Raw genomic sequence first — 21,551 nt, 5'->3', positions numbered from 1 at the left:
ATAGCCAAACCGCTCAGGGAGACGATGCACTGGACATCCTTGCCCGCCCCTCGTGATCTCAATCCTTTATTTTTGGTTACCAATCACATTTCCTTCCGAGTCAGTCAACAGCAGCCCACTCGAAAAATCCAGTATTGGCAAGGGATTGCCCCACGGATCATTCAGCAGGGCATATTTCCCAACCTTGATTTGTATGGGCCCAAAAACAAGTTTGCCGCCATTGCTGACGATGGACTCAATGGCCGAATCAACGGTATCAACAAGAAGGCAGGTTTCAAATGGTCGATTATCGGTATGCAATACCAACTCACCATCCGAATCCGGCATGGAAAGGCCTGCCGAATGCTCACCATCACGCCAGACAAGGTCATGGCCAAGCTTTTTGTAAAAAGCTATTCCTGCATCAAGGAAGTCAACGTGAATACTATAACAATCAATTTTCTTGAAAACAGAATCAGTCATACATCACCATTCTCTACAACAGCGCGGTATTTCTCAAAATAAAAAGAGAGCTTTGTAGCACCTCTTTGAACATCCTGATCAAGGCAGAATCCGACCAGAAAACTTTCATTTCATAGCATATCATCATACTTACATGACTGCATCAAGCCTCCGCAACTCGGCCTTATAGACTCCAGACCACTCTAAGCCTCTTATGCTTAGCTGCACACCTGAAGAGTCAACAACCCCTGTTATCGGAAGTATTTAACAGCCAAGCAGGAACGTTTTGCTGTAGTTTCACCCCAGAACCAGCCGCCCCGCCCACGTCTCTGCTATCATAAAGGGTTACGGTTTTAACACTCATCCCCTTCTGCCATGCTGCGCCTGACTGATATCAAACTGCCTATTGACCACCCGGATTCTGCCTTGCAGGAGGCGATCCTCCACCGCCTTGGGGTGGGTGCGGGAGATCTGGTGCGTTTTGCGGTGTTCAAGCGCAGCCCGGATGCGCGCAAGAAGCACGCTATCCAGCTGATTTATTCGGTGGATGTGGAGGTGCGTGATGAGGCGAAGCTGCTCAAGCACCTAAAGAACGCTTCGAACGTAGCCCCCAGCCCTGATATGCAGTACCGCTTTGTAGCAAAGGCACCTGCGGGGCTACAGGAGCGCCCTGTGATCATTGGCTTTGGCCCGTGCGGGATTCTGGCGGCGCTGACGCTGGCGCAGATGGGCTTCCGCCCCATTGTGCTGGAGCGTGGCAAAGCGGTGCGGGAACGCACGCAGGATACCTGGGGGCTGTGGCGCAAAAATACCTTGAACCCGGAATCCAACGTGCAGTTTGGTGAAGGAGGTGCGGGAACGTTCTCTGACGGCAAGCTCTACAGCCAGATCAAAGACCCGCGTTTTCTGAGCCGCAAGGTGCTCACGGAATTCGTGAAGGCAGGCGCACCGGAGGAAATCCTGTGGATCAACCGCCCCCACATCGGCACTTTCCGGCTGGTAGGGATGGTGGAGAAGATGCGCACGGAGATTCAGGCGTTGGGCGGGGAAATCCGTTTCCAGAGCAAGGTAGAAGAGATCGTGATCGAGCAGGGCCAGGTGCGCGGCGTGCGGGTGAACGGGGAACTCCTCCCTTCCTCCCACGTGGTGTTGGCGGTCGGCCACAGTGCGCGGGATACGTTCAAGATGCTGCATGAGGTGGGCGTATATGTGGAGGCCAAGCCTTTCTCGGTGGGCTTCCGCATTGAGCATCCCCAGAGCATGATTGATGAATGTCGCTATGGGCCGTTTGCGGGCCACCCAATTCTGGGTGCGGCGGATTACAAGCTCGTACACCATTGCGGGAACGGGCGCTCGGTATATAGCTTCTGCATGTGCCCAGGTGGCACGGTGGTGGCAGCTACGTCGGAGGAAGGCCGGGTCGTGACCAATGGCATGAGCCAGTATTCACGTAACGAGCGCAACGCCAACGCGGCACTGGTGGTGGGGATTTCGCCGGAGGATTATCCGGGCTACCCGCAAAACCCGCTGGCGGGGATCGACTTCCAGCGGCATTGGGAATCCCGCGCTTTTGAACTGGGCGGCAAAACCTATAATGCCCCCACGCAATTGGTGGGGGATTTCCTCGCCGGGCGGCCTTCTACTGCACTAGGCAGCGTGATGCCCTCTTACAAGCCGGGCGTGACGCTGACCGATCTTGCCACCGCCCTGCCCGATTACGCCATCACGGCGCTGCGCGAAGCCATCCCCGCGCTGGCGCGCCAGATTCGCGGTTATGACATGCCGGACGCAGTACTGACCGGCGTGGAAACCCGCACGTCCTCCCCCATCCGCATCCGCCGCGATCCGCAGACCTATCAGAGCGTCAACACCGTGGGGCTGTACCCCGCAGGCGAAGGTGCGAGCTATGCAGGCGGTATTTTGTCAGCGGCGGTGGATGGGATCGAGGTTGCGGAAGCTGTGGCGTTGAGTATGGTGGCGCAAAACCATGATTAAGGTTTTGCTTGATGCAAACATATATGATCAATTAGAGAAAAATCCAGACACTAGGCAGGCCATTGCTCAGCTTATTAACGACCAAGCAATCACCGTCATGATCAGTCGCTCAGTTGCAGAAGAGCTTTATAAGTCGCCTTTTAAAGGAATACCTAATTTTTTCCCCTATAAGCTAGTCAGAAATACAGTCGCTAGGGCTGGGCTTATGTGTGCAGGGGATTCGCTTGGCTCTGGAGAAGTTTACCAAGCCCACCTTGGAAATTCAAAAAAGAAAAACGATGCACTTATCGTAGATGCAGCATCATGGCATGCAGATTGGATCGTGTCTGAAGATAGCCGCCTACGACATAGAGCACAAGTAGTGCAACCCAAAAGGGTATTCAATTACACAGAATTTGAACAAGAAATTCAAACGCTTAAGTCAGTAAAATAATCTCCATAAATCTGGCCGACCACCGGAACCCCCGGAATGGTCGGCCAGCTTTCGTTCGCTCGGTCAAAAGACTGCTACGCGCACATCAAGGCTGGTAAGAGCACTTTTTGCTGGAGCCAACCAACGGATCGCTACCAAAAGCGGCCACCGTGCAGGCGATGCTTTTACTCACCGTCACGGTCTTGTACACCCATTTGCCTTTGGCGCCGAAGGCAACTGAGCCCGTACCGCTTTTCACCTTGCAGGAGCTGCCTTCATTAGCACACTTGGCATATCCGCTTGGGTAATCGCTTGTGCTGGTCGTCGTCGAGCCAGAGTTGCTGCTTGATGCGCCACTGGTGCTGACACCCTGCATGATCGCCGTCACAATATCCGGATATGCCCAGGTCAAGGAGCTGCGATTGATCAACCCAAACGATTCACCACCCGAGGTATAGATATTGTTATCCCAGACAATGGTCGGAATGCCGAGCTTGGCCGCCGCCTTGGTATAGTAGCTAGCGAACTTGATGCGCTCTGCGGTATTTCCCTTGTTGGTTGCTCCCCACTCTCCGATCACCACCGCGATCCCCTGGGACAAGAAACGCGTATTCAGGCGGCTGAACAAAGAATCAATCGTGGCTGTATCGGTAAATTGTGCAGTCCCGCTACCATCCAGCGCGAAGGAATAAGGCACATAGGCATGTACCGATGCAGCAACCATGCTGTCGCTCGGAATTTTCAGCGCATTGATCTGATTATCCCAAGGCCCCGCCACGTATCCAGGAAGCATCACAAGTCGCGTGGCATTATTGCCTCCTGTTGCGCGGATTGTGCTCAACGCTGCGGCATCCATATTATTGACAACGTTGTAATACTCGGTGGTTCCCGTCCAGTCACTGCCAACAATCGGCTCATTCATGACTTCGAAAATCAAATGATTGTTGTAGTTCTTGAAGCGCGTGGCAATCTGCTGCCATAGCTTGGTCAGCCGGTTTTTGGCTGCTGCTTCATTGGCATAGCTAGGGGCCTCCCATCCATCATTATGATGCACGTTGATGATGACATACAGGCCATCATTCAAGCCGTAATTCACCACTTGTTCAACGCGATCCAGGCGTGTGCTGACAATCGTGAAGTTGCTGCCAGAAGTGTAGTAATCCCAGCTCACCGGCACACGCAGGGTTTTGAAGCCTGCGCTTTTGATCTTGTCGATCAGCGCTTGCGTAATTACCGGGTTACCCCAATTGGTCTCCCCTCCTCCCGTAGAATCCAGGGCGTTACCCAGATTCCAGCCTGGCATCATCTGGCTGGTGATGTCAAAAGCAGTCCCGGCATGCGCTGCCGAAGATACGCAAAAAAGGCCTGCAAGCAGGAAATTACGGAACTTGGTATTCACATTGATTCTCCCCGGTGCAAAAGAAGTGTTGTACGAGGCATTCTAGATACATTTTTGTATACTAAAATAATCAGCCGACTAACGGCACAGAGCGGGCAAATAGCAGCCCAATAGCGCCACAAGCCAACACATTACCCGAAAAACATGTTTTATACTCTATGTGAATATGCCAATTTCAACTAAACACAGAGCCCATTAGGGCATGTTTTTACCTCAACTTCATTAGCACTAAAAACCAATTACAATATTTCAATAGATTCCATCCTGAGCTGCAGTGATACGCCCGCCACAGACCAATGCAATCAGATAGACAAGCTTAGAAGTCTATTGACATAGCCATAATCTACTCTTCGTCGTTCTGCTCATCTTGAGTTCTGAGTTCAAGACAATCAGACATTTTCTTTTCCTGTTGCGCAGTAAAGACGGGGTTTTCGCCTCCTGCCAGGAGTTTGGCACATGCCTCGACTGGGAAAGGCCGCGTTTTTTGCAGGCATGCCACTCCTTTTGGCGAAAAAGTAGCTTCCAATCCGTGCAACATATTGTCTTTTTCTGATTGGCTCAATCCGGCCAACTGCTTTTCCAAGGATGGGGACCCCCAATTGTTGGCTAGACAAAACTGTGCAATAGCCATATCGACTACCGCCTTGACTTGCGCCGAGGCAGGTAAGGTCTGTAAGCCAAGTATGGAACCGACAAATAGCAGCAGGTAGCGTTTCACGCGTCACTCCTTATGAAATAAACCAAACGTATCCCATGATCGGATACAACTTTATGGATGGATGTGTCGTCCATCATACCGAAAAGGTTTTATTCCACTCACACAAGCTGTCGCCCATTGGCGACGGGCCACAACCGCACCATCAGCCACTTGCTGCCATAGGCGCCAAAACATGTCGCCAAGCGGCGACACATCACCCAAACCGCAAGCACACAGAAAAAGCAACAACACGCTGTTTATATTGAACATTTTTAAACTGGCATGACTCGTGCGCTATAGCTCGCATGGCAGGCAAGACATACACCCCGCCGGAATCGAACCAGGAGAAACAATGTTCAACAAGAAACCAGAGCCAGCAAAAACGCCGGAACAGCCGGAGCGCACACCCCGCGTGGCGCATACGCCGGGTGCTTATCCCGCACTTTCCCCACGTCAAGATGTACGCAATGCCGCCCCCACCCCAACCGCCAATGCAGCCCTGGCAGCACGGCAACTAGCCACCGCACCTGTGGAGACTCCGATGAACATCAGCGCGCCCGCCCCTGTCAATGAACCCAGCAGCCGCCTGATCGTAGGCCCGGAGGTCAAACTCAAGGGGGCTGAAATCCTGGATTGCGACACGCTGGTCGTAGAAGGCCGGGTTGAAGCCACGATGGATAGCCGGGTGATCCGCATTGCCGAGAACGGCTCTTTCTCCGGTAAGGTAGGCATTGATATTGCAGAAATCCATGGTCAATTTGAAGGAGAACTGACAGCACGCACACAACTGATCATCCACGCCAGTGGGCGAGTGAAGGGCAATATCCGCTACGGCAGCATATTGATTGAAGCTGGAGGCCAGATCAGTGGCGATGTACAGGCCCTGGCGGACAAAAGTAACCACAGCACTGAGCAACGAGCAACAAATGGAAAGGAGACTGAGCGCAACGCCAACATCACGGCCCTGATCAGCACCGCAGCATAATGGGTCGTCTCCCGGTGCGTGCGCGGCTCCGCCGACAAGGCCACGCACGCACCGGGGGAAGCCCCTACCGCGTGTGCCCGCAACTGCCTGTAGTGCCAGAAGGGCTGTCTAGGCCGATATATTCAACTGACGGCTCGTTCCGGGCTGGCGAAGCCCCGCTTCCCTTTGCCAGTCCGGCCCGACCTTTTCTGCAAGCCAAAAATATCTGACCCATCTCCCCAAAAAGTAAATCCACAGGAGGCCGCCATGTATGAGCCTGTCGCCTGGGACGAACCTTGTTCGTGCCTGGGCGGCTTCCCTGCCCATCCTGCCAAAAGCACGCAATCAGATCGCTCATCCGGGTTAAACTCACACCTTTGCATTCCACCCCGGACAGAAGCTCTATGGCACAGTACGTCATGTCGATGCTGCGCGTGAACAAGGTTGTTCCGCCCAAGCGTCAGATCATCAAAGACATTTCCCTTTCTTTCTTTCCAGGCGCCAAGATCGGCCTGCTGGGCCTGAACGGTTCCGGCAAATCCACTGTGCTGCGGATCATGGCGGGCGTAGACAAGGAATACGATGGCGAGGTGCAGTGGCAGCCGAACATGAGTATCGGCTATCTGCCGCAAGAACCTCAACTCGACCCGGAAAAGACCGTGCGCCAGGAAGTGGAATCCGGTCTGGGCGAAGTGATGGAAGCCAAGCAGAAGCTGGAAGAAGTCTATGCCGCCTACGCTGAGCCGGATGCAGACTTCGACAAGCTGGCCGAGCTGCAGGCCAAGTATGAGAACATCATCAGCACCAGCGGTGCGGATGTGGAAACCCAGCTTGAGATCGCTGCCGATGCACTGCGCCTCCCCCCGTGGGATGCCAAGGTCGGTCCGCTCTCCGGTGGCGAAAAACGCCGCGTAGCACTATGCAAACTCCTGCTCTCCAAGCCGGACATGCTCTTGCTGGATGAACCCACCAACCACTTGGATGCCGAATCGGTCGAATGGCTGGAGCAATTCCTGGTGCGCTTCCCCGGCACCGTGGTGGCCGTCACCCACGACCGCTACTTCCTGGACAACGCAGCAGAGTGGATTCTGGAACTCGACCGTGGCGAAGGCATCCCCTGGAAGGGCAATTACTCGTCCTGGCTGGAGCAGAAGGAAGCCCGTCTGGCGCAGGAAAGTAAACAGGAAGACGCCCACCGCAAGGCCATGAAGCAGGAACTGGAATGGGTACGCCAAGGCGCCAAGGCCCGCCAGTCCAAGAGCAAAGCGCGTCTGGCCCGCTACGAAGAGATGAGCAATGTGGAATACCAGAAGCGTAACGAAACGCAGGAAATCTTCATTCCGCCGGGCGAGCGCCTGGGCAATCAGGTCATCGAATTCAACGGCGTCTCCAAGGGCTTTGGCGACCGCCTGTTGATCGACAATCTCAGCTTCCAGATTCCGCCGGGTGCCATCGTCGGCGTAATCGGCCCGAACGGCGCGGGTAAATCCACCCTATTCCGTATGATCCAGGGAATGGAAAAACCGGATGCAGGCGACATCGTCATCGGCCCGACGGTGAAGCTCGCCGCCGTCAACCAGACCCGCGAAGGGCTGGACGGCACCAAAACCGTGTTCGAAGCCATCGCTGATGGCGCCGATGTGCTCACCGTTGGCAAGTTCGAAATGCCCAGCCGTGCCTACATCGGGCGCTTCAACTTCAAGGGCGGCGACCAACAGAAGATCGTAGGCAACCTCTCCGGCGGTGAGCGCGGGCGTCTACATCTGGCAAAAACCCTGATCAGCGGCGGCAACGTGCTGCTACTGGACGAACCTTCCAACGATCTGGACGTGGAAACACTCCGCGCACTGGAAGACGCGCTGCTCGAATTCTCCGGCTGTGTAATGGTCACCTCCCACGACCGCTGGTTCCTCGACCGCATCGCCACCCACATCCTGGCCTGCGAAGGCGATTCGCAATGGACCTTCTTCGCCGGCAACTATCAGGAATATGAAGCCGACAAGAAGCTGCGCCTGGGCGAAGAAGCAGCCAAACCGCATCGGATTCGCTATCGGCCAATTTCGCGCTAATTTCTGAGTCTTACAAAAAACCCGCCGATTGGCGGGTTTTTTTTATCACATCCTAATCATAAATAGCGTGATCAACAGGATTGTCGAGCCAGTCTACAATTTTCTCAACCAATTCATCCGACATTGCCTTCAACTGACTACATGTCGTCCATTTTCCAAGCTTTGTAGAATATTCAGCTGAAAAGCCACCCAAACGCAGCCCCCCGTCATACAACACACCTTCCATCTGAATCCATTTAGGTCCGCTAAACCCTGCACCACCGATGACATGCAGATCATTAACGGTCAGGTAAAGTCGCCTACCGGTCTTGACCCCTTCCGTCTTTCCCTTTTGCAACAAAGCACGGGGGCGCGGATTTTGAGCATTGAAGCGCGATATGATGTCACTAGGCATATACGTCTGCCAATGACACTCGCTTTTTATCTCATCTGCAAGCACATCAGCCTTCGCTTCAACAATGGTGTCCACCACAATCGGGTCATCCGGATGAATGCCTACGCATCCTTGATGGCAAATCGGGAACTCACCCTCTGAGAGCCAATTATACATATCGTCAGAAACGGGCTGTACCAATTCATTCAAAGCCACACAATCTGATTTGCTGGATGAGAATTTGTCTTCCGCTCTAAAATCTTTCGAGGCAATCAGCACACCATTTTCAAGCACATTGGCTCGCACGACCAGATGGATTTTTCTCTTGCTGTCTTGAGGCGGCAAATCGAGCTGAATAACCTCCCAGGTTAGTGATTTTGCGTTCTTATCAAGCAATTCAGGTTTGACCGCAATTTTCCCTTTTCCACTCTTGACAAGGTTATCAATAACCTTCGCGCTCCACCCGCACTCCTGGCGTGAAACAGACTCTAATTTTAAACCAGAGGCATAGCTCGGTTGCGCCACCAGGAAAGAATCGTCTTCCGACGCAAAAGCCCCCTTCGAAAACATCAACGCAACAACAATGACAAAACCGGTCTTGATATTCATGGAATTAATTACCGTGTTACTGATCAAACATAAATATATCATGTGCGGCACACAAGCCTGCTTACATCACCCTTGCCGACTCCCCTCATAAATCTTGACGTGCGCATACGCCGTGCGTAACAGCAGGCACTTGCCAGCATCCTCGCCACGCTTGATCAGCTCACCAATAATGTGTTCAGCCTCGGTTACGGCACCGCGTTGCATGTCCTTGAACATTGACGCGGTCAGCAAAGAACCCGGTGTGGTCAGTAGATTGCGGGCACGCTCAACCCCCGCTGCGCTGGGTGCATGCCCGTTGTGGGCGGCGATTGCACAACACTCTTCATACAATGCCAAAGCAATATCTCCGGCACCTGCTTCAACAATTGCCCCGATGCTGCCCCGCATCAAACAGGTGATACCGGCCAAGGCTGCGATTGAAATCCACTTCTCCCACATGGCCTGGAGGATGTCCGGGCTCAACTGGGCCGTGAAGTTAACTTTGGCAAAAGCCGATTCAAGCGCTTCAATGCGCGGTGTGCGCGAGCCATCGATTTCGCCATAGCACAGGATGTGGTAGTCACCAAGGTGCTGGATCACCCCACTGCTATCCAGCGCGGCGGAGATGAAACAGAACCCGCCTAGCACACGCTCATGCCCAAATCGCTGTGCAAGTGCGTCTAGATGGCACAAGCCATTCAGCATGGGCAGAATCATGGTATTCGGCCCTACGGCTGGGGCGATGCTATCCATGGTGGATTCAAGGTCATAGGCCTTGCAGCCAATCAGGATCACATCAAAATAGCTGTTCAGATCCTTTGCCAACACCACAGGCGGATTGGGGAAGTGCGCATCACCCAAGCCACTTTTGATCACCAGGCCGGTTTGCGCAATCTGCGCGGCACGGCGCTCACGCAGCAAGAAGCTTACATCCTGCCCGGCAGCCAACAGCCTGCCGCCAAAATACCCACCAAGTGCCCCTGCCCCAACAATCAGAAAACGCATCACGAATCCTTTCTGGATCAATTGCCTGAACGCTGCTGCACGTAATCATAACCCCAAGTGTGACCCATGCAGCTGCTATGCTCAATTGAGGTTTCCTCAACAATGCAGGAGGGCGAACATGGCCAAACGGAATTTCCCTTTGTCAGAGGTCTACACACTGCTGGAACCGGGCCCGGTGGTCTTGCTGACCACCATACGGGGCGACAAGCCCGATGTCATGACCATGTCCTGGCTGACCATGATGGAATTCACGCCGCCGCAGATCGGCTGTGTGATCAGCAATCGCAACTACAGCTTCAAGGCATTGCAGGAAACAGGGGAATGCGTCATCAACATCCCCACAGCGGAGTTGGCGCAAGCCGTGGTGGGCTGCGGCAACACTTCCGGCAGGCATATCGACAAGTTTTCCCGCTTTGGCCTCACCCCGGAAGCAGGCAAACGGGTTCGGGCTCCATTAATCAAGGAATGCTTTGCGAGCCTGGAATGCCAAGTCGTCAATACCGATCTGGTCGCGGCTTACTGCTTCTTCGTTCTGGAGGTGTGCAAGGCGTGGCGGGATGCGAAGCTCAAGAACGAGCCGACATTGCATCACCGTGGCTGGGGAACTTTCGTGCTGGATGGGGAGACGATCACCCTGCCATCCAAGATGCTCTGAAAAGAGGACGGAAGACATCCCGAATCCCCATTCTGCATGGAGATTCGGGAAGAGCAATACAAACTCAGCGCGCCTGTTCAGCCAATTGTGCGCTCTTGGATGTACTCAACATCTTGTAGCCGATCGTCAGCAGGATGAACCAGACCGGAGCCACGTAGAGTGCCACACGGGTACTGGCATCCAGCGCCAGGAAGATCAGCACCAAGGCCAGGAAGATCAACACGAACCAGTTGGAAAACGGTGTGCCGGGCATGCGGTAATCCACCCCTTCCACCTCACCGGCAGCCACGGCACGGCGATACTTCATATGCGCCCAGACGATGATGCCCCAGGTCCAGATCGAGCCAACAGTCGCCACACTGGTCACGTAGGTAAAGACTTCTTCTGGCACCAGATAATTGAGCACCACGCCAAGCAGCATACAGATCGCAGAAATCGTGATGGCCGTTGCGGGAATATGCCGACTGCTTACCTTGCCCACCATGGCCGGAGCCTGCTTGGATTGCGCCAGGGTATAAAGCATGCGCCCGGTGCTGAAGATACCGCTGTTGCACGACGACGCGGCGGCGGTAATCACCACAAAATTGATGATGCCGGCGGCAAGCGGGATGCCGATCTTCTCGAAGACCTGCACGAACGGACTCATGCCAGGGTTGATTTCGTCCCAGGGCATCAGGGACATGATGATCGCCAGCGCACCAATGTAGAACACCAGGATACGGTAGGTCACGCTATTGGTCGCATGCGGCAGCACTTCTTTCGGGTTCTCCGCCTCGCCCGCCGTCACCCCGATCAGTTCCACACCGGTGTAGGCAAAACACGCGATCTGCAAGGTCAGCACGACCCCCACCATGCCCACGGGCGAGAAACCGCCATGCGACCACAGGTTGGAGAAGCTCGCCGTCTTGCCCAGGTCACTCACGCCAAAACAGATCACGGCCAAGCCAAGGATCAGCATCCCGACGATAGTCACCACCTTGATAATGGCAAACCAAAATTCCAGCTCGCCAAACACCTTCACCGCGATCAGGTTAACACCATAGAGCAGCACCAGTGCCACCAGGGCCGGTGCCCATTGCGGTACCTGCGGAAACCAATAGTGGACGTACACGCCAATGGCAGTGAGCTCGGCCATAGCCGTCACAATCCAGGTGAACCAATAGGTCCAGCCCGTCACAAACCCTGCCCAGGGGCTGACGTAGGCATCAGCATAGGTAGCAAACGAACCGGCCACCGGGCGATGCACCAGCAACTCACCCAAAGCGCGCATGATGAAAAACACCGCCAACCCGGCCACCGCATAGCTCAGGATCAGCGCCGGACCCGCCTGATGAATAGCCTTGGCCGACCCCAGAAACAAGCCGACACCGATAGCCCCGCCAATGGCGATGAGCTGGATATGGCGATCTTTCAGCCCCCGTTTCAGATCCTGGGCTTCATGCCCGGCTTCCTGGTCGATCACGTCGTCGACAGATGGTTTCACAGCATATTCTCCTCATTCTGGATATTTGATCGGGTCGTCAAAATCGCTTTCTACCGCTACTTCACAGCCAGGTTCGCCCCCAAACCTGTGCCAAGGCAAGCCCCACTATTGCCAGGAGCGAAAACACAAACGCCTGACTGCCAGGCAGCCAGGCGCATACATCGCGTCCAGATGAGTTTGCCTTGGGCAACACGGCTCCGCCTTTGACGCCCAACGGATCATTATGGCACGAACCACCACCCCATCAACAGAACGCTGGGGGAAGAAAAACGCGGAAAGCAGACCAAAATCAAACGCGGTTCGACACCCAAGCCCAGCTAGCCGCTTCCGCTCCCCCTCCAGCGCCCGCAATGAAGCAGCAGAGCCCCCTCGGGCACGGCAAGCGGAGAAGCCGAAATCGGTAAATATGCGTTAACATCAATGCATTGCCATCCTCTTTCGCGTTGACTCCATGTCCCGACTCCAGGCGACTCTGCGCATCGTAGCGCTCATCTTGTTCTGCGCATTGCCTTCCCTCCCTGTGCCTGCCCAAACACAGGATGCTGCCTCACTCCATGAAGTCACCCTGCCCGACACGGCATTGCGTCGTGATCCGCACCGCCCGGACTGGGACGATCCGCTCAGCCCTGCCGCCAACAAACCCTCCGCTGCGGTTTATCTGCGTCTGGCAGACACCCAGATTCACGTCGACGCCACGCCCACCGCGCTGATCCATCGCGTGATTGCCGCCAATGATTCATCCGTATTGAGCGCTATCGGTCAATATAACATTATATTTCAACCGGATTACCAGCAGGTGGTTGTACACACCATCAACATCCTGCGTGGCGAGCGTTCTATCAACAAGCTTGCTGATGCCAAAATCCGGTTTGTGCAAAAGGAACGCGACGCAGATAGTGCCATTTTCACAGGTTGGGTCACGGCGACCGTGATCGTTGATGACATGCGGGTGGGAGATTCGCTGGAGGTTGCCTATTCCGTGATCGGTGAAAACCCCGTGTTCAACGGCCACTATTTTGATTCGGGCAGTTGGGATGCGAATGTGCCCGTTGCGCTGCGCCGATTCTCGGTCGACGGCCCAGGCACATTACGCTACAACCACCGCATCATCGGTGGTAACGCCACAAATATTGAGCCAGAAATCATCAATCGTAATGGGCGACGCATCGAACGCTTTATTGAGCGCGATCTGCCCGCCGTGGAAATTGACCAGTTCAGCCCAACCGATACCAGCCCGCTACGCTGGCTGCAACTATCAGAATTCTCAAGCTGGCGTGAAGTGGTGGGCTGGGCACTCGGTTTGTTCAAAACCGGCCCCTTGCCCAAAGAATTTGCCCCCATTATTGCTGATATCCGCGCGGGCAAAACTGATGATGAACGCATATTACGCGCCATCTCTTTTGTGCAGAACGACATCCGCTACGTATCCATGTCGTTGGGAGAGCACTCTCACCGCCCTTTCCTCCCCCAAGAAGTGCTGGCACGCCGCTATGGCGACTGCAAGGATAAAACCCTGCTGCTCGTCTCCCTGCTCCGGGAGATTGGCATAAAGGCTCATCCGGTATTGGTCTCCACCGGCAACCGCCGCAACCTGGATACCCTGCTACCCAGCCCGCTCGATTTTGATCATGCCATTGTCAAAATCGTACACAATGGCAAAAGCTGGATTGTAGATCCCACCCTGCACAATCAGCTCGGCTCACTGGAAGTGTTTGGCGACGCCCACCCCTCCACCTGGTTGCTACCTGTGGAACCGGGTAATGACAAGCTTTTCCTCACGCCTCCGCCCAAGGACGCGCTGATTACCGTCACCCGTAGGGAGCACGTCACACTCACCAAAATGGATGGCCCCGCCAAGATGGATGTGGCATTGGAGTTTTCCGGGCTCAATGCCGAACAGCTCCGCAATGTGTTGCACAGCGCCCCACCAGGGCAAATTCGCCGCTATTACGCCGGTTTGCTGGATCGCCGCTACAACGGTGCGGAACTGTTGCAAGAACCCGTGTTTGACGATGACACGCAAAACAACCGCATGACCGTGCGCATGCAATACAAGATTCCTCAATTCCTTGAACGCTCCGACAACACCTGGGGCTTGCGCTACCAAGCCTCCAACCTGCTGGAACAATTCCATGTGCCCAACAGCGCGCAACGTAGCACCGCACTGCTCATTCCCAGCTATCCATTTGTTGGAACCTATGAATTCACGGCCACCTTGCCAGAGGAATTCAGGCTTTCCCGCAAACCTTATGCCAAATCACTGAAAAACGAGGGTTTCAGCCTTGATCAAGAATTGGCAATGAGCAAGCGCAACATTTCCGCCAAGATCACCATGCGTATCTTGGCAGACCGAGTTGCCACCAACCGCGTGGCCAGCTTTCTGGATGACCTGCGCGTCACCAACACCATGTTGGGCGGCACGCTCTATGTCGATCAAAGCGATCTGGTCAGCAGCGCAAAAAGCAACAAATCGCTTAAGGAAAACAGCCAGGAACAATTGGAGAGCAATGTCAAGGCCGCTAGTAGCGAGATTGAAAATACCCGCCTGATGGGGCAAGAGGCTTCAGCCGCCTACTGTGAGCGCGCTCAAGCCCACGCTTACCTGAGTCATACCCAACAGGCATGGGCAGATGCCGAAGCGGCAATACGAGAAAAACCTGGCACCGCAACGCTGTTGCGCTGTCAGGCGCTGGTGCAACTGATCACGGGCAACCTGCCCGCAAGCGAGGAAAACCTGACCCGCGTTACAGGGCTTGGCCAGGGCAATTTCAGCGTTTTCTATCAACGTGGTATTGCGCGCTACTATCGACGCAACTATGCGGCAGCAGTCACCGATTTTGCCCAGGCAGAAAAACTCGCCACAACCCCTACCGATAAAGCCTATGCAGAATACTGGCGGGTACTGGGTCTGATGCGCAGCAAGCGCCCCGCGTCATCTATCCAGCATTTCAATGCGTGGCCGGACGCAGCTGTCTCCATGCTGGAAGGCAAGCAGAGTCCTGAGGAAATCGTCAAGAATCTTCAGGATGAAAAAGTCAGCAACGCATTGGATACAGCTCTGACCGAAGCCTATCTATTCATCGCCCAGTATTATCAATTGAAGGGTGACACCATCAAGAGTCGCGCCTATCTGCAACAAGCGGTAGATAAAGGGGCATTCTTCAACCTGATGCACCACTTGGCAAAGCTGGAACAACGCCCTTAATTATTGGCCTCGATTATCGAGCACTGACATGAACATCATCCGCTATATCCTCACCTGCCTGGCCCTCTGTATATCCATTGAGGCCATCGCTGAACCTGGACAAAACCTGCCCCCCGCCTATCAGCGGGATTTGGACACGATCATCAGCCTGACAGCGCTTGACCGCACCCTGATCGAGTCCTTTCAGAAGGGCTTAAGAGAATCAATCAACTATACCGAGGAGCAACGCGCAGCTTTACTCCGTCTCACTTCAGGCAAGGAGTTTTCAACTCGCCTACACGCAGTATTGTTTAACTATCTGGCCAAAAATACACCACAAACAGAATCTGGGAATCTGGTCAAACTGCTACAGCAACCGGGCATGACCAAATTGTTTCTCCCTCAGCAAAACACTGCCGATTCAGCGGCACAACCCACCCAAATGACCGAGAAAGAAAAGAGAGACCTCCGGAAACTGGAAAATGACAAAAGTCAGGTCGCCTCGTTGCGTTTGCTCAGTACCATCCTGAATGCCCCAAGCCTGACATCCACCATACAGGCCTTCTGCCTTGCGGAAATGCTGCCTGTTTTGGGGACACCTGCGGAACAATTGGCCCTGGAGCTTGAAGGCAAGCCTCAATCAGAGGCTGCGCGCGATGCCTTCATGGCATTTTTTCTGCGGACCAAACAAGCCAACACCGAAATCAATCAACGCTATGGCGAAGCTTTAAGGCAGACCCATATTGGCCGCATCATCAACCTCGATACTTTGACATCCCTAAGCGCAATTGACGCTGCACTCAAGGATCTTGACACAGCCGAACATGCATTGCAGCAGTACAAAAAAGACGCGGATGCAGAGCTTGAGCAAAGTACAAGAGAATTCCAGAATCTTGAAATGTTCAAAAACGCCGCATCGGAAATTGCCACAAGCTGGGAAGCAGGCGTATCACAAGGGTACGCCAGAAGAATAGTCTTCCAGGAGAATCAGCAGAAAATCCTGGTTCTCTATCGCCGAATCCTGCAATTTGCACGCGCTAACAACGGAACATTCCATAAGCAGGACAATCAGCTCATCTTTGATTCAACTGACAATGTCGCCATCTATAACGCCTTACTACAGCAGGTCAAAGATGCAGGGGCAGAAGAGAGCCAGATACTGAAACAATCCACCGAATTGCTCCACGATCTTACCCAAGACTTAAAAAATAACTGAGGCACTTCATAAAAAAACCGCAAAACACACGGGATTGTGTTTTGCGGTTTTTTATTGCTGCAACAGCTAGCGTCGTACTGTTCCTAGTTGTATCCCAGGATCGCCACGCTCTCAAGTTCAGCATCCAATTGACCTTGCGAAGCCAGCTTTGCTTCGCGGGTAGCCTTGGCACTTGGCGTTGCGGCGGTATCAGCAGTCACAACCTGTTCCATTGTCGGAACACGTTTGCTGGCGCTGTGCTCGGCTACAGCATGATCCAGATATCCCATCTCATCCTCCTGATTGCACGAGGCAGACCTCGGCACTCCAATGCGGTCACATTCGGGGGCTGCCCGTGTGCTACATCACATTGCACAGCCAGACAACCAATGGCGCACAAGTTAGCACCAGGGATGATGGGAAATCTGCGTTTAATCAAAAACCGAGCACTGTTTATATGCTTTTTATTTATCAAATTAATCGATAAAAATTACTTCTTTTAGTGTTTTTAATGATGCAACTATTTGTATTTTAAAAACAACAACTTACAACACAACAACAGGAGAATCGCGATTTTTGCAATGCATCAACCGTGATTCTCTGCATCACCTCGGCCGATCAACGGCACATACAAAAACAACGCTCACTTGGTCGTGACGATCTTCATGATCATCTCAAGATCTTTTGTATTACGCACGTATTTGGTGTAACTCTTGACGGCCTGCGCTTCAATAGCCGTCATCGCCATCTGCTGCCGTCCGATCACCGTCACCCCGGCCTTCTTGGTGGCAGCCAGGGCAGCAGCCTCCTGGTCATGCCAAAGTTTGCGCATGTATTCCGAACTTTCCTTGCCTGCCGCGAGCAGGATAGTGCGTTGCGCCTGGGGCAGTTTGTCCCATATTTTCTTGGATATGAGCAGCACATCCGGCATCAACAAATGTTCGTCAGTCATCAAATAGGGCGCAAACTTGTTGTGCCCTGAACTCATATAGTTGACTGTGCCACCATCGGCACAGTCAATCTGTCCATTCTTGAGTGCATCCCCCACTGAGTTGAACGGCATTGAAACAGGTGTCGCGCCCAGGTTTTGGATAACATCCTCCAGTACCTTGGAAGACAGAACGCGTACCTTGAGCCCCTTGAAATCGGCCTGAGTACGTATCGGGCGGCGACAATAGAAATTGCGCGAGCTACTCTCCAGATACATGATCCGCACCAAGCCAAGCCCGGCCAGTTCCGCGTCAATCCGACGCCCAAAATCACCGTCCAGAATTTTGTGCAAATGCTCACTGGAGCGGAACAGATAAGGCAAACTGGCCAATTCGGCGCTGGGCATCAGATCCCCCAACAGGCCAAGATTGACGCGTGCCATAGCTTGCCGACCATCGCGCACATTACGCAGAACATCCGTCTCGCTGCCCAAGGCACCACCCGGTTTGACCACCACATTCAACTCGCCCTGGGTGCGTTGGGAAACAATCTGCCCAAATTGCTCAACGGCACGCACTACCGGGTGGCTGGCTTCTTGCTGATCAGAGGACACCAGGGTCGTGGCCCCCATGGAGGCAGGGCTCGCCCCGGCAGTCATGATGACTGCGCACACGCAGAACGCGATTTTCATATTACACATAATATTTATGATCCATTCGCAACAGATGAAGGGGGGAAGAAGACGCTGCATGCAGAAACCAGACTACTTGTTAAAGTATTACGTCAATATCAAGACAATACCAATAACATTCATTCCATTAACATTATTTTTAATTTCAACACGTCACACAATTCAACAAAAACAATAGCGCTTTTTACAAAAATTATATGATTTTTGAAAATGACGTTAGAATTGATTCGTTCCACTTGCCGAATATGCCTAAAAAGGTGCGAGACATCCAAATCGGCAGGCTTGTGAAGTAGTCTCTCCCTCCGGGAGTCTTTCTTCGCCTCGCGGGCAGTGGCATCATTTGATGAACCGGGGCATTTGAAGCTTGCGCATAAATTTGTACAATCAAGCCCCATGAGCGACACAGAAGATTCCAACCCCTGTATCCGTTGCGGTGGCTGCTGCTGCAACTTCCGCGTATCTTTTTATTGGGGCGAAGCCGATGACGCCCCAGGCGGTCAGGTGCCGGTCGGCCTGACCGAACACGTCAGCATCTACCTGCGTGCCATGATCGGCACGCATCCACACCCCAAACGCTGCATTGCGCTAGAAGGTGAATTGGGCAAATCGGTGGGCTGCAGCATCTACCCGCAACGCCCAAGCCCATGTAGGGATTTTCCAGCCTGGGAGGAAGATGGAACCCCCAACCCTTCCTGCACCCAGGCCCGTGCCAAGATAGGTTTGCCCGCCTTGCCCAAACGCCCGCCCTTCACCAAGGAAGATGACGCAACAAAGGGCTGACACAATCCATGCACATAGCTGCTTTTGGCGCCAAATTTGCCGCAATAATGCAACAATTTGACGAAGATAATCCGGCATGGCCATGGTGATGTTTAGCCGGCTGCCCTTAACCTTGATCAAGACATAAGGGCTGAAAAATACCTCGGCAGCGCTCAATAAGCCTATACTGGGCTGGCCTGAGGTTCAACTCCGGCCTATTCGTCGCTGTCGTAACGCTCAGACCTCATTCATCCACTCTCATGAGGATCACAGCATGAGCCATAAGACTCAAAAAAGTAACAAGGAAACCAAGAAACCCGCAGCGCTCACCTTGAAGGAAAAACGCGCGGCCAAGCATCAGAAGAAGGACGAACGAACTTCTGTTCATCCGCCTATCATCGTGCCGCATCAATAGCATTTAAGGCTGACCTGACCCAACCCATCCGCCCGGAAAAGCACTTCATGCTGCGATCCGGGCGCATGGTGCAAAGCGGCGCCCCGCTCTGCACCACGCTACAGTAACGTCATTTCCCAAAACAGCACTCCATGCGGAAATGCTACGCTCGTCGGCACACCTTCACGCCCCACCTCCAAGACGCATCTCTGGCCAGAGTTTGTGGTTAGAATAGCGCCTGCATGTCTGCATATCCTTTAAGCATCCCTCCCCGCCACATACAGAAGTCGTACCCACTTTGCGTCTGGAGTCGTTTATGAGTGACAACACACTGGGGCGCGGCCTGTTTGCCCTCGGCATTTCTCTGGCTATCGGGCTGATCCTTGCTGCTTTTGTGCTGGGCTATCAAGCCAGGCAAGCAGCCGAGCAACGCCAGACCATCACCGTCAAAGGGCTCGCGGAAAAACCCGTGCGCGCCGATCACGGCCAATTTGGCATGAACTTGCAAGCCACCGGGAGCGACCCAGCACATGCGCTGGCCAATCTGCGTGCGCAGCAACCCCGCCTGCAAGCCTTCTTCAAGGAACAAGGCTTCTCTGGCAAACAGATTGAAATTGGCAACGAGGATTTTGCCCCGGTGTTCAAACCCGCCAAACAAGGTGAGGAGCGCACCGAAATATCCCATTACATTGCCAGCCAGAACTACGTGCTCCAGAGCAACGACGTCCAGCAAATTGCCAAAACCGTAAAAGCCAGCTTGGGGCTACGCGAAGCAGGCATGTTGCTAGAGGCGCATACGCCCCTCTATCTTGTATCCAATCTGGAGGATATCAAGATGTCGCTGATTGGCGCAGCCACCCAGAATGCGCAAACCCGCGCCAACGAATTCGCCAAAAATGGCAATGCCCACATCGGGGTGATGAAATCAGCTTCACAGGGGGCCTTCTACATTCTGCCAGCCAATGGCGAGAGCGATACAGACAACGACTATGGTGGCGCGTATGACAAAAGCACCATCGAAAAACGGGCACGGGTAGTCGTCACCATCCAGTACAGCATCGCTCCGTAGAAAGTGCTGGAAAACGACCATTGCGTCAGGGTCGCCCGGATGGAGGCGGTTCACCTTATTTTTGGCACCTCAAAGGGGCTTACACTACCCCTCAAAGCCCTCAAGTACGGCTGCCACATTTGCCCCCATTTCGGCCACAGCGTAGCCCCCTTCGAGCACAAACAGGCAAGGTAGCCCCATCTTGGCTAGTCGTTCGCCCAAGCGTTGGTAATCTACAGTTTGCAGCAGGAATTTACTGATCGGGTCGCCCGCAAAGGCATCAACGCCAAGTGAAACCACCAGTGCTTCAGGCGCGAACCCGTTGATACGCGCCAATGCAGTCTCAAGCGCGGTAAACCAGTCCGCCACTGCTGCCTTGGCAGGCAAAGGCAGATTCAGGTTGAAGCCTGCTCCCGGCCCCTCGCCCTGCTCATCGGCATAGCCCAGGAAGAATGGATATTCCGTGCGCGGATCGCCATGAATGCTGGCAAACAACACGTCATTACGGCGATAAAAAATTTCCTGCGTGCCATTTCCGTGATGGAAATCCACATCCAGAATAGCCACCCGTGCGGCTCCGCGATCCCGTAGTGCCTGGGCGGCAATCGCCGCATTGTTCAGGAAACAATATCCGCCAAAGAAGCTCGGCCCGGCATGGTGCCCTGGCGGGCGTGTCAGGGCAAAAACACTACGTTCGCCACTGGCAATCCAGGCCGCGGCAGACAGGGGGCGGTCTGCTCCGGCACGTGCTGCCGCCCACGTACCAGCAGTCAGCGGAGTGCCCGTATCAAAAGAAAACAGCCCCAGGCGCGCAGCGAAATTATCGGGTATCACGTCGCTACGCATGCCACGAATCGCCCACACGCTGGGGAACGCATCTCCTTCATTTCCCGTGGCCAGCCACTCATCCCAGGCAGAAGCCAGAAACGCCAGATAGCGCGGTTCATGCACCGCTTGCAGACAGGCATCCGGATGCGCCAATGCTTCCTCCATCGCCCAGCCCTTAGAACCTGTTCACGATCTTTTGAGCAAAAGCGCCAGGAATGCAAGATGTATGAACTGCAAGCTTGTGTTGAGTTTGCGCTCGCAGTTCTTCCACAAACGCCTACATTTTTCGATCCAGGCAAATGACCGCTCAACCACCCAGCGCTGGGGTAGGACAGCAAAGGTATGCAACTGGTTGCGTTTGGCGATTTGAACCTTGGCGCCCAGAAGTTCTTCAACGGCCTTGGCAAAGGGGTGGCCGACATACCCTCCATCCGCAAGAAT

The 21,551-nt window shown here is 54.0% G+C and carries 20 protein-coding genes; 10 read left to right on the top strand and 10 right to left on the bottom strand.

What is annotated here, in order from left to right; genetic code table 11:
* Positions 1-66 precede the first annotated feature (66 nt).
* Positions 67-462: a VOC family protein gene (locus B145_RS0121470; protein ID WP_018610106.1), complete on the bottom strand. Its 396-nt coding sequence runs from the start codon at positions 460-462 to the stop codon at positions 67-69.
* A 354-nt stretch (positions 463-816) separates the two neighbouring features.
* Between B145_RS0121470 and B145_RS0121460 the strand changes: the two genes are divergently transcribed.
* Positions 817-2,436, top strand: a complete 1,620-nt coding sequence (locus B145_RS0121460) for an NAD(P)/FAD-dependent oxidoreductase (RefSeq protein WP_018610104.1) — start codon at positions 817-819, stop codon at positions 2,434-2,436.
* The gene (locus tag B145_RS26570) at positions 2,429-2,869 is read left to right on the top strand and encodes a hypothetical protein (RefSeq protein ID WP_018610103.1); all 441 of its coding nucleotides are present in this window, start codon (positions 2,429-2,431) and stop codon (positions 2,867-2,869) included. Before B145_RS0121460 ends, B145_RS26570 begins: the two co-directional genes overlap by 8 nt.
* 85 nt (positions 2,870-2,954) lie before the next feature.
* Here B145_RS26570 and B145_RS26565 read toward each other — a convergent pair whose 3' ends face one another.
* Both B145_RS26565 and B145_RS0121445 read right to left on the bottom strand, forming a co-directional pair.
* On the bottom strand, positions 2,955-4,247 hold the full coding sequence (locus B145_RS26565; protein ID WP_018610101.1) for a glycoside hydrolase family 5 protein: 1,293 nt from the start codon (positions 4,245-4,247) through the stop codon (positions 2,955-2,957).
* 343 nt (positions 4,248-4,590) lie between these two features.
* Positions 4,591-4,965, bottom strand: coding sequence for a hypothetical protein (locus B145_RS0121445; RefSeq protein ID WP_018610099.1), 375 nt, complete (start codon positions 4,963-4,965; stop codon positions 4,591-4,593).
* 331 nt (positions 4,966-5,296) lie between these two features.
* Between B145_RS0121445 and B145_RS28330 the strand changes: the two genes are divergently transcribed.
* Together B145_RS28330 and ettA are read left to right on the top strand one after the other, a co-directional pair.
* Positions 5,297-5,929 carry a bactofilin family protein gene (locus B145_RS28330; protein ID WP_018610097.1) on the top strand — a complete coding sequence of 211 codons (633 nt, stop codon included), beginning with the start codon at positions 5,297-5,299 and terminating at the stop codon, positions 5,927-5,929.
* A 383-nt stretch (positions 5,930-6,312) separates the two neighbouring features.
* Positions 6,313-7,977, top strand: coding sequence for an energy-dependent translational throttle protein EttA (gene ettA, locus B145_RS0121435; protein WP_018610096.1), 1,665 nt, complete (start codon positions 6,313-6,315; stop codon positions 7,975-7,977).
* Between the two features lie 52 nt (positions 7,978-8,029).
* Here the strand turns inward: ettA and B145_RS0121430 are convergent, their stop codons facing one another.
* Entirely contained in the window at positions 8,030-8,959 is a 930-nt protein-coding gene (locus B145_RS0121430) for a hypothetical protein (protein ID WP_157288573.1), read from the bottom strand.
* 66 nt (positions 8,960-9,025) lie between these two features.
* Complete coding sequence (locus tag B145_RS0121425; RefSeq protein WP_018610094.1) at positions 9,026-9,943, bottom strand: ketopantoate reductase family protein; 918 nt, start codon at positions 9,941-9,943, stop codon at positions 9,026-9,028.
* Positions 9,944-10,061: 118 nt separating this feature from the next.
* Here B145_RS0121425 and B145_RS0121420 point away from each other — a divergent pair, with 118 nt between their 5' ends.
* Positions 10,062-10,598, top strand: coding sequence for a flavin reductase family protein (locus B145_RS0121420; RefSeq protein WP_018610093.1), 537 nt, complete (start codon positions 10,062-10,064; stop codon positions 10,596-10,598).
* A gap of 64 nt (positions 10,599-10,662) precedes the next feature.
* Here the strand turns inward: B145_RS0121420 and B145_RS0121415 are convergent, their stop codons facing one another.
* Positions 10,663-12,081: an amino acid permease gene (locus B145_RS0121415; RefSeq protein WP_018610092.1), complete on the bottom strand. Its 1,419-nt coding sequence runs from the start codon at positions 12,079-12,081 to the stop codon at positions 10,663-10,665.
* Positions 12,082-12,532: 451 nt separating this feature from the next.
* Here B145_RS0121415 and B145_RS0121410 point away from each other — a divergent pair, with 451 nt between their 5' ends.
* Positions 12,533-15,286, top strand: coding sequence for a transglutaminase family protein (locus B145_RS0121410; RefSeq protein ID WP_018610090.1), 2,754 nt, complete (start codon positions 12,533-12,535; stop codon positions 15,284-15,286).
* A gap of 28 nt (positions 15,287-15,314) precedes the next feature.
* Complete coding sequence (locus tag B145_RS0121405) at positions 15,315-16,481, top strand: hypothetical protein (RefSeq protein ID WP_018610088.1); 1,167 nt, start codon at positions 15,315-15,317, stop codon at positions 16,479-16,481.
* Positions 16,482-16,564: 83 nt separating this feature from the next.
* Here the strand turns inward: B145_RS0121405 and B145_RS0121400 are convergent, their stop codons facing one another.
* Positions 16,565-16,750, bottom strand: coding sequence for a hypothetical protein (locus B145_RS0121400; RefSeq protein ID WP_018610086.1), 186 nt, complete (start codon positions 16,748-16,750; stop codon positions 16,565-16,567).
* 353 nt (positions 16,751-17,103) lie between these two features.
* Positions 17,104-18,090, bottom strand: a complete 987-nt coding sequence (locus B145_RS0121395) for a TRAP transporter substrate-binding protein (RefSeq protein WP_157288572.1) — start codon at positions 18,088-18,090, stop codon at positions 17,104-17,106.
* Between the two features lie 384 nt (positions 18,091-18,474).
* Here B145_RS0121395 and B145_RS0121385 point away from each other — a divergent pair, with 384 nt between their 5' ends.
* The 3 genes from B145_RS0121385 (at position 18,475) to B145_RS0121375 (ending at position 20,303) form a co-directional block, all read left to right on the top strand.
* The gene (locus B145_RS0121385; protein WP_018610081.1) at positions 18,475-18,861 is read left to right on the top strand and encodes a YkgJ family cysteine cluster protein; all 387 of its coding nucleotides are present in this window, start codon (positions 18,475-18,477) and stop codon (positions 18,859-18,861) included.
* Positions 18,862-19,114: 253 nt separating this feature from the next.
* Positions 19,115-19,255 carry a hypothetical protein gene (locus B145_RS28965; protein ID WP_018610080.1) on the top strand — a complete coding sequence of 47 codons (141 nt, stop codon included), beginning with the start codon at positions 19,115-19,117 and terminating at the stop codon, positions 19,253-19,255.
* 295 nt (positions 19,256-19,550) lie between these two features.
* Positions 19,551-20,303 (top strand): SIMPL domain-containing protein, encoded by a 753-nt coding sequence (locus B145_RS0121375; protein ID WP_018610079.1) that lies wholly within the window; start codon positions 19,551-19,553, stop codon positions 20,301-20,303.
* 84 nt (positions 20,304-20,387) lie between these two features.
* On the opposite strand, the gene B145_RS0121370 is transcribed toward B145_RS0121375, so the two are convergent.
* Both B145_RS0121370 and B145_RS0121365 read right to left on the bottom strand, forming a co-directional pair.
* On the bottom strand, positions 20,388-21,275 hold the full coding sequence (locus tag B145_RS0121370) for a histone deacetylase family protein (protein WP_018610078.1): 888 nt from the start codon (positions 21,273-21,275) through the stop codon (positions 20,388-20,390).
* Positions 21,276-21,296: 21 nt separating this feature from the next.
* A partial coding sequence (locus tag B145_RS0121365) for a transposase (protein ID WP_018609422.1) occupies positions 21,297-21,551 on the bottom strand: 255 nt, incomplete at its 5' end.

Origin of the sequence: Uliginosibacterium gangwonense DSM 18521, assembly GCF_000373965.1 — a bacterium.
In the GTDB taxonomy this organism is placed as follows: domain Bacteria; phylum Pseudomonadota; class Gammaproteobacteria; order Burkholderiales; family Rhodocyclaceae; genus Uliginosibacterium; species Uliginosibacterium gangwonense.
The sequence above is the reverse complement of the archived record's forward strand: the minus strand, read 5'-3'. Positions and strand labels throughout refer to the sequence as shown.

What these genes read in the sequence shown, in the direction of transcription:
- B145_RS0121470 (WP_018610106.1), bottom strand. Translation starts at nt 462, where the DNA reads ATGACTGATTCTGTTTTCAAGAAAATTGATTGTTATAGTATTCACGTT.
- B145_RS0121460 (WP_018610104.1), top strand. Translation starts at nt 817, where the DNA reads ATGCTGCGCCTGACTGATATCAAACTGCCTATTGACCACCCGGATTCT.
- B145_RS26570 (WP_018610103.1), top strand. Translation starts at nt 2,429, where the DNA reads ATGATTAAGGTTTTGCTTGATGCAAACATATATGATCAATTAGAGAAA.
- B145_RS28330 (WP_018610097.1), top strand. Translation starts at nt 5,297, where the DNA reads ATGTTCAACAAGAAACCAGAGCCAGCAAAAACGCCGGAACAGCCGGAG.
- ettA (WP_018610096.1), top strand. Translation starts at nt 6,313, where the DNA reads ATGGCACAGTACGTCATGTCGATGCTGCGCGTGAACAAGGTTGTTCCG.
- B145_RS0121430 (WP_157288573.1), bottom strand. Translation starts at nt 8,959, where the DNA reads ATGAATATCAAGACCGGTTTTGTCATTGTTGTTGCGTTGATGTTTTCG.
- B145_RS0121425 (WP_018610094.1), bottom strand. Translation starts at nt 9,943, where the DNA reads ATGCGTTTTCTGATTGTTGGGGCAGGGGCACTTGGTGGGTATTTTGGC.
- B145_RS0121420 (WP_018610093.1), top strand. Translation starts at nt 10,062, where the DNA reads ATGGCCAAACGGAATTTCCCTTTGTCAGAGGTCTACACACTGCTGGAA.
- B145_RS0121410 (WP_018610090.1), top strand. Translation starts at nt 12,533, where the DNA reads ATGTCCCGACTCCAGGCGACTCTGCGCATCGTAGCGCTCATCTTGTTC.
- B145_RS0121405 (WP_018610088.1), top strand. Translation starts at nt 15,315, where the DNA reads ATGAACATCATCCGCTATATCCTCACCTGCCTGGCCCTCTGTATATCC.
- B145_RS0121400 (WP_018610086.1), bottom strand. Translation starts at nt 16,750, where the DNA reads ATGGGATATCTGGATCATGCTGTAGCCGAGCACAGCGCCAGCAAACGT.
- B145_RS0121395 (WP_157288572.1), bottom strand. Translation starts at nt 18,090, where the DNA reads ATGTGTAATATGAAAATCGCGTTCTGCGTGTGCGCAGTCATCATGACT.
- B145_RS0121385 (WP_018610081.1), top strand. Translation starts at nt 18,475, where the DNA reads ATGAGCGACACAGAAGATTCCAACCCCTGTATCCGTTGCGGTGGCTGC.
- B145_RS28965 (WP_018610080.1), top strand. Translation starts at nt 19,115, where the DNA reads ATGAGCCATAAGACTCAAAAAAGTAACAAGGAAACCAAGAAACCCGCA.
- B145_RS0121375 (WP_018610079.1), top strand. Translation starts at nt 19,551, where the DNA reads ATGAGTGACAACACACTGGGGCGCGGCCTGTTTGCCCTCGGCATTTCT.
- B145_RS0121370 (WP_018610078.1), bottom strand. Translation starts at nt 21,275, where the DNA reads ATGGAGGAAGCATTGGCGCATCCGGATGCCTGTCTGCAAGCGGTGCAT.